Below are 14,551 nucleotides of genomic sequence, written 5' to 3' on the forward strand. Positions count from 1 at the left end.
TTTTTGAGCTTGTAATTAGATTTTCATATTTGCGGGCGATCGCGCCTCTACCTGCCGAAATAACTGCTGCCGCCAATAGTAGTATTTCACTTTTTCAGTAAGAAACAGGGAATGCCTCGGAAGGCTCTCTCGCCTGCTCTCAAGAGGTGGTAGAGTCGCAGGATATGACATTTCCAGCCAGAACCTGGAAACCCGATTAAAAACAAAATAAACGCAGACAATCTTACATTCATCTGCGTTTACCTGCGTTCATCTGCGCTTGAATTCTCCAACCCTAAACCGCTTGCACTTGCTTTTCCTCAACAGCAACAGGTTCTTGATATACAGTTTGAGACTCATTAGCCAAAAAGTCAGCCAATTGAGCTTCAATTTCATCCCGCACAATCTGGCGGTATTCCAGGAAATGCTCGTTGTGAGCACACACAGTCAAATAATGATCCCAAACCGCAGGATTGCGTTTGAGAATGCTGAACAAATGATGCCAAAACTTCCACCGAGTTTTGCGCTTGACTCCTTGCCGCCACACCACAGTTAGCAGTGCTCGCAAGTCTATCCAACTGGGAATTCTTGCAGGTATATTTGCTGTAGGTGCACCCAGCATCAAGAAGTGGCGATAGGTGCGGTCTAAATATTTCTCAGCATCGTACACATCAGAAAATGCCTGAACATATTCCCTCGCGATATCTTCTAGCGGCCGCGTCGGAATGAAGTTCATCAAAGTTGTCTGGTTGAGGTTGCCAGATTTATCGCGCAACCGCCCTTCTTTTGCTAGTCTATGAGACAATGCAGTGTGTGGCAAAGCTTGCAGCATTCCAAAGGTTGTGCTCGGAATTGCTGCTGCTTCGGCAAACTGGACAATCCGTTGACCGGCACCGGGTTTTTCCCCGTCAAATCCTATGATAAATCCGGCCATTACTCGCAAACCTGATTTGGCAATTAACTCTACGGATTCTATCAGAGAGTTGCGGGTATTTTGAAATTTCTTCGTCATTTGCAGGCTTTCTTCGTCGGGAGTTTCAATTCCTAGAAACACTGCATTAAAATTGCAAGCAACCATCATATCCATCAATTCTTGGTCTTGGGCTAAATCGATGGATGCTTCTGTGTTGAAAGTAAACGGAAATTTGTGTTCTTCTTGCCAGACTTTTAAGTCTTTTAGCAATAGTTTGACACTGCGTTTGTTGCCGATAAAGTTGTCGTCTACCATGAACACGCCGCGCCGCCAGCCCAAGTTGTAGAGATAGTCTAATTCGGCTATCAATTGTTGGGGGTTTTTGGTGCGAGGTTTGCGTCCGTAGAGGACGATGATGTCGCAGAATTCGCACTGGAAGGGACAACCGCGCGAAAATTGAATTGACATCGAGTCGTAGGCGTCTAATTCCAGCAAGTCGAAGCGGGGGACTGGCGTTGTGGTAACGTCGGGTTTTACGCCGTCCGATCGATAAATTCCGCTTTTTTCGCCGCGCCCTATTGCTTCGACGAACATCGGCAAGGTGATTTCGCCTTCGTCGAGAATCAGGTAATCTATGCCCGCTGCTTGAGGTTCTTCGGGTACGGAAGTCGGGTAAGGGCCGCCGCAAGCTACGGATTTACCGCGCCGTTTTGCTTCGCGAATGATGTCTAGCAAATCTTCTTTTTGAACAATCATTGCGGAGAGAATAACGAGCTCTGCCCATTCCCATTCTGCTTCGGTGATTTGTCTGATATTGCGATCGACTAACTTAAATTCCCATTCTTGGGGTAAAATAGCTGCTACCGTTACCAAACCCAGCGGTGGCAGCAGCACTTTGCGATCGACTAATTCTAGGATTTTCTCGTAAGACCAAAATGTTTTCGGAAACAGCGGGTAAACTAGAAGAACTCGCATTATATGTTAAACCTCACATCAGTAAACAACTTGCGATCGGGCTGGCGTGTTTGAGAGTTCGATCGACTCTCAAGACTTCATGTTAAGGCTAAAATTACGATCTTGCACTCGATCGAATATCTGGCGAGGGGTGACACCCCCTAAAACCCACAAATAGAGCGCAATTTTTAGCTTGCAGTTCCCTGTTAAAGTTTGCAAATGCTGATATCTTATCCTATTTGACCCTTAATTGACGATAATCGCATTTAAAAAGCATGGGATTAAGGCAAAAAAGAACTTGAAACAGTAAATTAGTCGTTTTGTTCACACGAATCACCATACATTACTCGTTTGGTGCACATTTCTTCTTCCCTCGAACCTCTTCCTTCTTCCTGACATCCGTGACATCCGTGACATCCGTTATATAATCCGTTGCCGAACTTCCCTCTTCCTTCTGGTCTAATTTGAATCTTTGCCGGGAATCCCGCTAGTTCTTAACATATCAGCAATTGTGCCGCAGTAACTCGGCATTCCTATGCTTTCAGGATTCACAAGATTTTGATAGGTAAAATGGCGATAGCTGATGCAAAATCTATCCCAAGCAGCCACCTGAATTCGGAATAGCCAAATAAAGAAATCGGCCAGCCAAGGTGACAGAGTAATCCGAAAAAATATCTTTTTATTCAAATACTGGCAAGCTTGTTCTACCACTTCGTTAGCTGTAATCGCCGGATTTCCTAGCACAAAATGTCGCGGTTCCTCGGAAGCAGGCGGATGTTCAACTAAATAATTAACTACTTTAGCAATATCTGCGCCGTGGATGAAGTGAAAACTGCCATCTGCCTTAAACCAGCGAATCAAACCAATCCATTTAGCGACAAGTGGCAGGCCAGATGACAAGTGAGAAACTGGTTTTTCCGCGTCTCCTCCCAATACTAATGTCGGGTAAAGTGCCGTAATTGGAGGCACATTGGTCAAAGCTGACAAATGCACCATACAGTTGTATTTTGAGCTAATATAATCTGTACCCAGTTCTCCGGCTTCTTTCAGCAAATTGTTGTCTCGACCGAGAATGCTGGCCGTTGAAAAATAAATTACTTGTTGGCAAGTCTGTGGCGAAAGTAGTTGAATTAGCTGGAGAGTTTTCGTTACGTTAACGTCAAAAACTTCTTGACTTCCTCCCCAAGCAGTGGCAGCTAAAATTGCGACATTAATTGTTTGCAAAAGTTCGGCGTGTTGCTCGATATCTCGCATATCGCCTTGTAATATATGGATGCCGGGGCGGGCTGTCCAGTCAAATTTTAATTTTTCTGGGTTGCGAACTAATAAGTAAAGTTCGTGGTTTGTTTCTTGAATCAAAGTTTCGGCCATGTAGTGACCGATACAGCCACTTGCACCCGTCACAAAAATTTTTTTGGAGTTCATTTTGCCGCAGGGGAAGAGGGAGGATTTGACGCTTTTAAGGGCGGTAGGGAAACGGCATTGCCGTATCCCTACAAATATCAGATGCAATTAACCTTACATCTTGCACCATTCTCAAGAACAGGCAAGATGCCTGTTCCACAAAGAATTAATTTCTTGTGGGGTGGGCATCCTGCCCGCCCATAAAAGCCTTATTGAGAATGGTGCAACATCTCAGATTAACCGGATTTGAGCGGATTCTACAATCGAAATCAAATCAAGCAGCAACTGCAAGCAATTTGTCGGCTTGTTTTGCGGTTTCAAAGAAGAAACGCACGTTATCTTCGGGAGTTCCCGGTAACACGCCGTGTCCCAAGTTGAGGATGTGTCCGCGCGGGCCTGCTTTGCGAATTGTATCAAGAATTCGATCGCGAATAAACGGTTGAGAACCAAACAACACGCCCGGATCGAGATTTCCTTGAACGTTCATATTCGGGCCCAAACGCTTGCGCGCGTCGGCCATATCCACTGTCCAATCGACGCTGATGATATCCGCGCCGGATGTTGTCATGCGTTCGAGGAGGCCCGCACTACCGGTGACTAACAAAATTAGCGGTGTGTCGGGATGGGTTTTTTTGACTTGCTCGAATACTTGTTTCTGGTAAGGTAGAGCGAAGGTGTCGTAGTCCTGCGGGGAGAGTTGGCCGGCCCAGGAGTCGAACATTTGCACTACTTGCGCGCCGCAGTCGATTTGATAGCGCACGTAAACGGCGATCGCATCTGCGAATTTTGAGAGCAACTGATGCAGTAAAGTTGGATCGGAAAATGCCATGTTTTTGATGATCGCATAATCTTTAGAACCTTTGCCCTCAACCGCATAGGCCGCCAGCGTCCACGGCGCGCCGACAAAGCCGAGCACGGTGGATTTGTTGCCGACTTCTTCGCGCAGGGATTTGAGGATTGTTTTGATAAACGGCAAGCTTTCTTCCGGGTTCAGCGGTTGCAGGTTGTCGATTTGCTGCTGAGTGCGGATGGGTGAGTGGATAATCGGGCCTTTGCCTTCGGCGATGTCCATGTCAATGCCCAAACCGGGCATGGGGGTGACAATATCGGAAAACAGAATTACGCCGTCGGGTTGAAACGCGCGCCACGGCTGAAGGGAAACTTCGATCGCAACTTCGGGAATTTCGGAACGTTCGCGAAACGAGGGATACTTTTCTCGCAAATCTCGATAAGCCTTCATGTAGCGGCCGGCTTGACGCATCATCCACACGGGCGGGCGGTCTAGGGTTTCGCCGCGGGCTGCCCGCAACAACAAGGGAACTTCATTTAATGCCGACATTTTAACTTTTCTCTACCTTAGATATTTCAATGCCTTTGGTAGCTTACCACTGTGCGATCGTCCTTTTTGACAAAATCGTTGTGTGTACAAATGTGTATTTTGTCATTACCAAAGGAAGTGAGGCGATGCCGACAGATCGACTCGTATATAAAAGACTGGTATAAGTCCTATGTATAGGCTCAGAAACCCGGTTTTTTCGTAGAAACGGGGTTTCTGATTCCGCGCTAGAGTTTGACCTACTTACCTCGTCACACAGACTCCGCCCACCACTACCCGACATTGCTCTCGGCCCGCATCGAATCTACTATCATTCCGCCGCGCCGAGTCTAAATCTCTAGTCCGCGAATTGTAGTAATAATCTCCCGCCGGATACCTTCTATTCGGGACAGCGCAGTAAGTCGAGTCTTGATTTCCATCGTCAAACCTTACTCTCACCATAGAACGTCTCTCGCGACAATCAACAGACCGCAAGTCAAAATCATCTTGCAGAAGCTGTGCTCTGTCATATTGACCGTCATATCGATCGTTATCTCGCCTCGTATACCAATCGTCCCGGGAATTGCGAGATCGTCTGTCGCCTCCATCAATTCCCGAAACTTCCAGCGTGTAGTTACCGCCCCTGGCAGCATCTTTTGCTAACACTAACAGTTTATAATCGCCACTACGGGGAATTTGATAATTAAACGAACGGTCTTGCGTAAAAGCGACTTGTTTGTTGTTCCCGTAAAATAGCACCATGACGGGAGTAAAACCGCGACTTCTATCTGTATCTAAAAACACTTCAATGTTGTCGCCTTCCCTCGCGCTAAATGTGTATTCTTGACCACGCAATTCTTCCGTCGGAGAGCCCGGAACCCACATATTCCGGAAACGGTAAATCGGGGAAGTGCGGCGAATTACTCCGTCTATGCGATCGTTATTACCTATCTGTTCGCCAACCGCACTTGAGGAAATTCCGGTAAGTGCCAATCCCGTAACTAGCACAGCGGCAGCAATACTGTTTAACAAGTTGTGTGTTTTCATATCAACCTCTGGAAAAATTTAAAATCTTTTTGCTTTCTTGGCGCCGACATTTGCATACACAATCCATTTTAAATGTAATTTCTGCCAACCGTGTCAACCTCACGAAACCAGGCTATTTACCGGGTGCAAAATCTCATGTTAAAGTTATAGACGTTGAGCCCTAATCTAAAGTTGCGATCGATCGCCACAAATCAGCAATCCCGATTCAGCGTCGAGACTCGCCATAATTCCCATCGGTAAAGCAGCGTTAACTCCCTCGTGCCCGAAGGGCAAATCTGAAACAATCGGAATATTCAAATCCCCCAGCCGATCGCGCAAAACCTCTTCAATGCTAAAACTGGGAATACTTGGATCAATCTCGCAGCGACTGAAGCGTCCCAAAGCAATGCCCCGCACCCCAGCGAAAGCCCCCGTCATCCGCCACAAAGTCAGCATTCGATCGACCCTGTAAGGAGCCTCGGAAACATCCTCAAATGCGAGAATAACCCCGGTCAAATCCGGTTGATATGGGGTTCCGAGCAAATGAGAAGCCACAGTCAGATTCGCAGGAAACAGCCGCCCGGTGGCTTTTGAGCTGCCCCATCCTTTACCTTGCAAAGATTGTAAGGGACGACCTTCTATGCAGTCAAAAAGTCGATCGACAGACCAATCCGGTTCTGCCCCCAAAGTTGTCAGCATCGGCCCGTGAACGCCCCAAATCCCTAACTTTGCGTGATTCCACAGCAAAGCAGTAATATCTGAAAAGCCGATTAACCATTTCGGCGAATGGGAATCGGGAGTTGGAAATTGGGAATTTTCCGCCTTTCCCACTTTTCCTTTTTCCAAAAGTCGAGTGCTGCCGAAACCGCCACGAACACACAGAATACCGCGACAATCCGGGTCACTGAGGGCATCCGCCAACTGTCGGACGCGGTTTTCATCGGAACCGGCCAAATAGCCCCAGCGATCGTCAAAACCCGGTGTTAATTCAAGTCGATAGCCACGGGACTTCCAAATTTCTACACCCTTTTCAAAATTGGTTGATTCTCGCAAAGTGCCACTAGGGGCAATTACTTTGAGCAAATCTCCTGGTTGCAGAAATTTTAGGTCAGTCATTTGTTATTAGTTATTAGTTATATCGTGTTTGGTGAATCGATCGTAATTCTGTAGAAGCGGGTTTTACAGAAAATTTATGACTAAAACAGACTATCTCGAAAACCCGCCCCCACCCACCCATAAATACAAACCTACATTTTCGGATTCGATGCAAATTTCAGGTTGATTTGGGTTATCGCCTGTGGCGTGGCGGGTTTATCTAGACTGTTAATTATCGTTAGATATTGTCGGTAAAACCTGCCACTACGGGATCTAGTTGATTATTGATTTAGGAGTGAGTTTTTGAGATTATTTGTTAATGATTGCTACGGCAAAGTCAGAATTTCCACCCCAGAATCAGTCACAGCCAGAGTGTGTTCAAATTGAGCCGAAAGCTTTCCATCTTTGGTGATAGAAGTCCAACCATCGGCGAGAATTTCCACTTCCCAAGTACCCTCATTAATCATCGGCTCGATCGTAAAAACCATGCCTTGTCTGAGCTTCTTTCCTGTGCCCCGCTTGCCGTAATGCAAAATTTCCGGTTCAGTGTGAAAGACTCGGTGAATCCCGTGTCCCGCAAAATTTCGCACTACCGAAAAACCTTGTGCTTCAGCGTATTCTTGAATTGCTGCACCGATGTCGCCGGTACGGGCACCCGGTTTGACTTCGGCAATTCCTCTTCTTAAACATTCCTCGGTTACTTCAACTAACTTTTTCGCTACAGGGGAAGGTTTGCCCACAAAAAAAGTTTTGGAAGTATCACCATGATAACCATCAACTAAAGGTGTTACATCAATATTAATAATGTCACCTTCTTTAAGAATTTGTTTGGCATTGGGGATGCCGTGACAGACTACTTCATTGACGCTAGCACACAGAGATTTGGGAAATCCTTTATAGCCTAGCGGAGCGCTTTTTGCTCCGTGTACCAAAGTCCAGCGTTCGGCTTCATCGTTAATTTCTAGAGTGCTTACTCCCGGTTTAACCATCGGTTCGAGATGTAGCAGAAGTTCGGCCGCTAAACGGCCTGCTTGGCGCATTTTTTCGATTTCTCTACTGGATAAAAGCACTAAACGTTCGGTTGCCATAGTTTTTTCTGTTTCCTTTTTTGTGTAGTCAATTAAGAGTTTATTTAACTCAATTTGAGAATAGATTTGAATTGCTGTTCCCTAAACTTGTAAGGTGCGTCAGTCAGCGAATCTTTCTAAAAATTTGCCAGTATTATTACTGACGCACCCTACTAGCAGTGATAGATTTGAACCAGTGTTCACAACGATCGCCCAAAGCTTCCAAAGAATATTCTACCTCTACTTGTCGCCGGCAAGCGCTGCGGTCAATTTTGTCTAAGCGGGCGATCGCACCTACCAAGCCATTTACGCTATCAGGAGCCACTAAAAAGCCCGTCAGCCCGTCTCGAACAATTTCCGCCGGCCCCCCGCGCTCGTAAGCAATCACAGGCACACCGCACGCTAAAGCCTCGATCGCGACATTTCCGAAAGCTTCCACCCAGCGCGGTGTCATCAACAATGCTCGGCACTGACGGACTTGCTCTTGCATTTGAGTTGTTGTCAGAAACCCTAAATATTCTACCGGAGCATCCGGGTAATCTGCACAAATTTTTTGCCAATAATCCTCATCTTGCATTTTGCCCATAATTTTCAGGGGAATGCCTGTAATTTTCGCTGCTGCTACTGCATCTTCTAAGCCTTTTTCCGGGGCGATGCGGCCTAGCCAAGCTAATTTAGACTGCGGTTTGTCGCAAAATTTGTACAGGGATAAATCTATTCCATTTCCCAACAACTGACATTCATCGGCAAAGGCGAATGTTTTGGCTTGAGAAGCGGTGTGAACTCCGATCGTACCAGGAAACTGGACGGCGGTTTGTCCGGCGATGCGATCGAGGGCGGCGGAAAGGGATCCCATGCTGATCAAATGTGCGATCGGAGTCCTAAAAAATGGTGTCAAATAAAACGGTAGCCAATCGTAGGCAAAATTAACAATGACATCCCATTCATCCTGAACTTGGCGAGCATATTCCCACATATTCGCCAGCACAGAATCGGCGGGCATCACAATAGGATCCTTGTAATCTTGTGTTTGGGCGGTTACTTGCAAATCACCCGTTATTTCGATTACCGGAATTGATTCTAAAATTGAACCTATCGGTGCTACAACTGCTATTTTATGACCGCGCCTCTGTAATTCTTTAGCGATGTTAAGGACTGTAAGTTCGACTCCGCCACCCAACCCCGAACCGAGTTTACCGACCGAAGTTGACAGGAACAATAGTTTTAAAGTGTCATTAGTCATTAGTCATTAGTCATTAATCAGCATTCACTAATTTTAACATAATCTAAATTATCAATTTACCATTTCAAATCTCAAGTTCAAATTATTTGATGAAAATTGCTACATTTATTAATCCATCCCAGAACGCGGACGGATGCGATTCAACTGATTGATTGCCCAGCGAGCAGTTTCCTGAACTTCTGGATCTGGATCGTCCGTCGCACGGTGCAACAAGTAACTGATTTGATTCACCAATTCGTAAATCCGCGTCAAGTCGCGAATTGCATTTTTACGCACTTCGGGATTTTCATTTTGCAGCGAAATTGACCACGCATTATTCATGGGTTTGAGGGTGCGAATGCCAATTTCCGAGAGACTTGCCAAAATTAAACTGTACTGCTTGGAGTCGGAATTTGCTAGCAAATCGAGCAACGGCTCAACTGCTCTGGAATCTCCCCGCTGGCCTAGTTCCCAAATTGCTTTGCCCCTCTTTGCGGGATTTAGCTGCTGCAAATCTTCAATCAGTGCTTCAATAATATCGACTTTAGGTCTACCATCCGTTTCGGGAAGGGCAATACCTTTCTTCTTAGCTAGGGAATCGGTTTGATTAGTTGTTTCGGGAATGTTGAAACCTGTGTTACTGTATCCGTTGCTGTGAGTTTCCAAGGGCGAGGTGTCGGAATTAATTCGATCGCCCTCGACTGCTGCATCCTGGGATTCTGGTTCCCCGGATTCCATATTTAACGGAAAAGGTCGATCGCTGTTCTCGATACTGTTGTCTTTTGGCAAATCCAAAGGGTAGGGCAAGGCTGACAGCGGTTTTGACAGCCCAAAAGAAGTCTTGTGCTGTGTAATTGCGTGCGAGTTTGTAGGAGAATCGGGATTATTAGTAAATTGAGAGTTTCTTGGGTTGTGGCGCTCAAATCTTCCCCGTCTTCGCTTAGAATAATTTGACTCGTCACTACTAACTAATTTGAGCATGATAAATACTGCCGCTGCCGTGACGACAACTGCTGCCAAACCCAACATTAAGAACCCCCGCTGACGAGACAAAATGACGATCAAATTGGATACCGATTTCGGGATCTTAGAATTAGATTTGGACGTTTTGGAAGGCTGAGATTTGTTTTTATCGGGCGCTGGAGACGGTTTTGGAGGCTTGGAATCCTGGCGATCGTCTGGGGGAGAGTTCGCCTGAGCAATTTCTTGGGAAACAGCACGCGCAGAGGCATTGAGTACCTGTTGCCCTCCGTCGGCACTTGGACTGAACGCAGCGCCCAGACAGGCAATGCAGGTGAACAAACATACAGAGGAGCGGTAATGCGCCATAAGACTCAATCCGGGTTTTGAGAGGCAACGCCGCATGACGAGCTTTAGTTTAACCTTGAGTTAGCTCGATCCTAGCTGCTATGGGCTTAACTAACTCACAAATACCACCAGACTAGCGAAAAACCCTGGTTTGAGAGGGCACCGAGCCAGATATTATAAGCACAATTGTGTCATTGAGGTGCAACTCCTTTAAATAATTAGTTTAATTAGTTTAAAACGAACAACTACATTGGCGGCCACGACTTTAGCAGCGGCATCCCGAAAGTTGATTGCAGCTAATCTCACCTACGTGCAGTGTGCAATGCAGGCCCCGCAGCCCAGCACTGCGGGGGCGTTAGCAGACGATTGTGGCTAGCCGTCGATTTCTCACCAATAGCGTGACATGACCAAGAGTTTAACAAGCTTCCGAGCCTGCGGGTCGATCGTTTTTGTGTGAATTTGGGCCCAAGTGGGACAGGGGGATTGGCACTGATAACGAGAAAGCCGGTTTTTTCGTTAATTCTTCGCTGCTCAACTGCATATTTTCCGTACATTCCAGGACACACTGTCGACGCTCACAAACCAGTTTTATTTACCAAAAATGCTGTAAGAAAGAGAGCGCTGATTTGACCGATGTTAATTTGCAGGGGGCAATTATGCCGGATAGAAGTGTTTGGGCGATCGACTAAGATAACCGTTAGGAAATATTGTATTCAGCTAGCAAGCGCCAAAAATCATACTATCTTGTAAAAGTAGGGCCGGATTTAGTTAGGAGCTATAGTGAGAGCGAGTAGACCCTTTCACGCAGGCGTCCTCTGTCAACGTTCTGTTTATTTGTACCCACTTACTTAAGTTAAATCAATCGGTATTTAATGCTGTATCGCCAAATTTGATATAAGATCGAGCTAAATTTCTAGTGTGAGAGAGTAGAGGCATTTGTGAGCCAACAAGATATTTTAAATTTAGCAAAAGAAGGCGATGCCAGGGCGATCGCATTTCTGATCAGCCAAGCACTCCAAAGCTTCGGTGTCACGGCTAAAGCCAGCCGGGAAAATGACACCCTGCACCTGCTGCTGGAAGCAGAACATTTACCCGCAGAAGAAGCCTGTCTCCGAGTCGCAGTCAAAGGGTTGCAGCGGCTGCAACCAAATAACCTTTACTCAGTGACAGTTTACGGGCGGCGCGACGGCGATCAATTGCCCGCTTGGACTCAGACAGTAGAATTAAAAAAACGCTTGACTTCCGTACCCGTGAGTCCATTAGTTGCCGTGAATGCAGCAGTAGCTGCGAGTGCAGCAGTAGCAGCTAGTGTAGCCGCTTCTCCCATTCCTGTGACTTTGCCCAAGCTAGAAAAAACTCAAAATGTCACAACGGCGCTCCCTCAAACACCAGAAAAATCTCCGCCCCAACCCCCTCAAATCCCAACTCCAAAACCCCCAAACCAAAGGCAGCAAAAGCCATCGCCGCAGCCAGCATTAGCCCGCACTAAAACTAAAAAATCTGGGCTGTCACTCGCTGCTCTGAGTCTCATTCTCGTGCCGATATCCGGCTTGGTTCTGGCTTCTCAACTTTACAAATCCTCAACCACCGCTACTAATAACCCTCTAACGTCAAAGCCTGCGGTACAAGAAGTGAGCTCGACCCCCGCAGCCAAACCCCTGCCCGCTCCAAAATCGCCCTCTCCGGCTGCCAAAAAACCTGCCATTGTGCCCGCAACTGTCAGCATCAAAGCAGTGGGTGACATGATCCCCGGCACCAATTATCCCTACAACAAACTGCCGGCAAAAAAAGAGATGTTATTGGAGTCGGTAAAACCGTACCTCAAAGGAGCTGATATTCTGTTTGGCAATTTTGAAAGCACGATGACCGATTATCCTTACAGTTCCAAAGCAGGCGGCGGACGAATGCTGTTTGCCTTTCGGACGCCTCCGAGTTATGCCAAAATTTTCAAAGATGTTGGTTTTGATATTTTAAATGTTGCCAACAATCACTCTTACGATTTTAACGAGCAAGGATTTAAGGACACGATTAAAAACATCGACAGCAACGGCATGAAGGCTGTTGGTAAAAGAGATCAAATTGTGTATCAAAATGTCAAGGGCGTGAATTTTGCATTTATCGGTTTCAGTAACTACGGCGAAGTTCACAATTCTTTGCTGGAACTGAAAGCGGGATCAGAAGTTGTCAAAAAAGCCAAGGAAAAGGCTGATATTGTAGTGATATCAGTTCATGCTGGAGCTGAAGGAACGGGAGCTATCAATGTGAGAAATAAAACTGAGTTCTTTTACGGAGAAAACCGGGGAAATATGGTTTTGTTTTCGCGGACGATGATTGATGCGGGAGCCGATTTGATTTTGGGCCATGGCCCGCACGTTCCGCGAGCAATGGAACTTTATAAAGGTAAATTGATTGCTTACTCTCTGGGAAATTTTTTGGGTTATCGCACTTTGTCTACAGCAGGAACACTCGGTCAATCTCTAATTTTAGATGTGAAAATGACTCCGCAAGGGGATTTTGTTTCTGGTAAGATTATCCCCGTCCAACTTGACGGGCGAGGTGTTCCGGCTGTTGATAACAAATTTAGAACTGTGGGGTTGATTAACCGTTTGACAAAGAGCGATTTTCCCAGGACAGATTTGAAAATTGATGACAAGGGGATAATTTCCAAGAAATAATCGGGGCAATTATTTACCGAAGAAGTGCCTTATGACTCAATACGGTTCAGTTAGCGCTTTCAGACGAATTTCATTTCATGCATTTATCAGAGTTCCAGATTTGTGAAAGGAAATCAGATTATTCTTATCTGAACCGTATTGAGACCAAGATGAGCGTCAAAATAGCTCAGACAGAGTTCAAGGATTGGCTGAATTATGTGCAAATCTTTTTCTAAGAATCAACTTCGACAATTGTTAATCATTTTGAAGGGATTTGTAATTACTTTCTTAATCGCACAACAAGTGGAGTGATCTCAGGAATAAATAATCGAATTAAGTTAATTATGCGACAAGGATATGGTTTTTCAAACTTTGATAATTTTCTAGAAGCGTATTAGTTTGCTTTTCTAATTAGATAAAAATCTCACCGCAAGTTCATGAGAATCCGCTAATCTAGTGATAACTTTATCTAACAAAATAAGCAAGCTAATAGTTTTTCCAAGCATGAACGCTTCTATCTGTCCGCATGGATGTAGTCCACAAAGTAAAATTTCGGACGAAGCCAGAATCTCAGCCAAGCGTAAGCTCCTAGACCTAATAGTGCTGTCACAATTAAGGGTAAACCCAGAGTCAGTTGCAATCTATCGGGAAGGAGAGCAACAGCGGAAACAATAATAGCAAAGTAGATTAAAAGCACTGCTTGCAAGCGTTGCACAATCAAAAGTGCTTCTCGACAGCTACGACAATGTTGGGTGTGTTGTTTGTAGCGATCGAGGGTTTGTTCGCGATCGCTATTGATATTCCGTGTTGGTGGAACATTGATTCCAACTTCGCTCCAAGGTAGTTGTCCGTGACAATAGCGATCGAACCAATTCCTAAACTCTATTACTAAACGGTCTGCACTTGTACGTAGCTTATAGGCAGTTTTCCAGCTTTGGGTAGATTGTGTTTGTTGGAGAAAATATTCTTGCTGCTGTAGAAGAACCATATCTCCATCAAGAAGCAGATTGCGATTGCTGATGTGATCCCACCAACGGGGTGTGAGATGATGGAGTGTTTTGCCAAAGTTACGGGTAAAAGAAGCGACAATTCTGGACTTACCTGGAGATACAGGTATACAGTAGGTGATAAGTCCAAACTGTTTGCTGCCATCGTTAAAACTGAACGCATACTCCAAGCGACAAGGTGGTTCAAAAGTGATTGTTCTTTGTACATCTGTTCCTATAGTTGCTTCAATCAAATTGGGTGTTGATTGCACAATTTTGATCGGGATCGGTCTTGCTTGTTTGCGATCGCCCTGCACGCCGTGATGAGAAAAAGGAACATGACTCGGATCTGCCAGATTTTCCACAAGAGTTTGCCAGTCATATTCTAAATCTCGTACAAAAGAAGACCAAACAAAGCCTTTAGTTGCATCTATTTGCGGTGATAAAGGTAAGGGTGTATTTGCAGCTTGTTCGCTTGATTTTGCATCTGGCCAAATCCAGAGTAAATCCTGTTGCTGACGAACTGGTAGTGCTACAGCACACAGATTTTCTGTAACCGTTCAGGGGGTGCGCCTGAAGCGCACCACCCCAAGAGGAGTTTAAGCATCAATATGTTTGAGAGCTAACA

11 protein-coding genes are annotated in these 14,551 nt (G+C 45.7%); 2 read left to right on the forward strand and 9 right to left on the reverse strand.

Annotated elements, in window-relative coordinates; translation table 11 throughout:
- Positions 1-274 precede the first annotated feature (274 nt).
- From QUA24_RS15820 to QUA24_RS15855, 8 genes are all read right to left on the reverse strand, one after another.
- Positions 275-1,867, reverse strand: a complete 1,593-nt coding sequence (locus QUA24_RS15820; protein WP_333230694.1) for a B12-binding domain-containing radical SAM protein — start codon at positions 1,865-1,867, stop codon at positions 275-277.
- 438 nt (positions 1,868-2,305) lie between these two features.
- The gene (locus QUA24_RS15825; RefSeq protein ID WP_333230695.1) at positions 2,306-3,271 is read right to left on the reverse strand and encodes an NAD(P)-dependent oxidoreductase; all 966 of its coding nucleotides are present in this window, start codon (positions 3,269-3,271) and stop codon (positions 2,306-2,308) included.
- Positions 3,272-3,524: 253 nt separating this feature from the next.
- Positions 3,525-4,589 (reverse strand): uroporphyrinogen decarboxylase, encoded by a 1,065-nt coding sequence (hemE, locus tag QUA24_RS15830; protein ID WP_333230696.1) that lies wholly within the window; start codon positions 4,587-4,589, stop codon positions 3,525-3,527.
- A 240-nt stretch (positions 4,590-4,829) separates the two neighbouring features.
- Positions 4,830-5,612: a hypothetical protein gene (locus QUA24_RS15835; protein WP_333230697.1), complete on the reverse strand. Its 783-nt coding sequence runs from the start codon at positions 5,610-5,612 to the stop codon at positions 4,830-4,832.
- 165 nt (positions 5,613-5,777) lie between these two features.
- Positions 5,778-6,707, reverse strand: a complete 930-nt coding sequence (locus QUA24_RS15840) for an LD-carboxypeptidase (protein WP_333230698.1) — start codon at positions 6,705-6,707, stop codon at positions 5,778-5,780.
- Positions 6,708-7,012: 305 nt separating this feature from the next.
- Entirely contained in the window at positions 7,013-7,774 is a 762-nt protein-coding gene (map, locus tag QUA24_RS15845) for a type I methionyl aminopeptidase (RefSeq protein ID WP_333230699.1), read from the reverse strand.
- Positions 7,775-7,910: 136 nt separating this feature from the next.
- Positions 7,911-8,996, reverse strand: coding sequence for a glycosyltransferase family 4 protein (locus QUA24_RS15850; RefSeq protein WP_333230700.1), 1,086 nt, complete (start codon positions 8,994-8,996; stop codon positions 7,911-7,913).
- A gap of 108 nt (positions 8,997-9,104) precedes the next feature.
- The gene (locus QUA24_RS15855; protein ID WP_333230701.1) at positions 9,105-10,304 is read right to left on the reverse strand and encodes a HEAT repeat domain-containing protein; all 1,200 of its coding nucleotides are present in this window, start codon (positions 10,302-10,304) and stop codon (positions 9,105-9,107) included.
- A gap of 917 nt (positions 10,305-11,221) precedes the next feature.
- Between QUA24_RS15855 and QUA24_RS15860 the strand changes: the two genes are divergently transcribed.
- Positions 11,222-12,958 carry a CapA family protein gene (locus QUA24_RS15860; protein WP_333230702.1) on the forward strand — a complete coding sequence of 579 codons (1,737 nt, stop codon included), beginning with the start codon at positions 11,222-11,224 and terminating at the stop codon, positions 12,956-12,958.
- Positions 12,959-13,209: 251 nt separating this feature from the next.
- Entirely contained in the window at positions 13,210-13,335 is a 126-nt protein-coding gene (locus QUA24_RS15865; RefSeq protein ID WP_445242621.1) for a transposase, read from the forward strand.
- Between the two features lie 116 nt (positions 13,336-13,451).
- Here the strand turns inward: QUA24_RS15865 and QUA24_RS15870 are convergent, their stop codons facing one another.
- Complete coding sequence (locus QUA24_RS15870; protein WP_445242620.1) at positions 13,452-14,288, reverse strand: hypothetical protein; 837 nt, start codon at positions 14,286-14,288, stop codon at positions 13,452-13,454.
- Positions 14,289-14,551: the final 263 nt, after the last annotated feature.

The sequence above is a fragment of the Microcoleus sp. Pol12B5 genome (assembly GCF_036701335.1).
In the GTDB taxonomy this organism is placed as follows: domain Bacteria; phylum Cyanobacteriota; class Cyanobacteriia; order Cyanobacteriales; family Microcoleaceae; genus Microcoleus.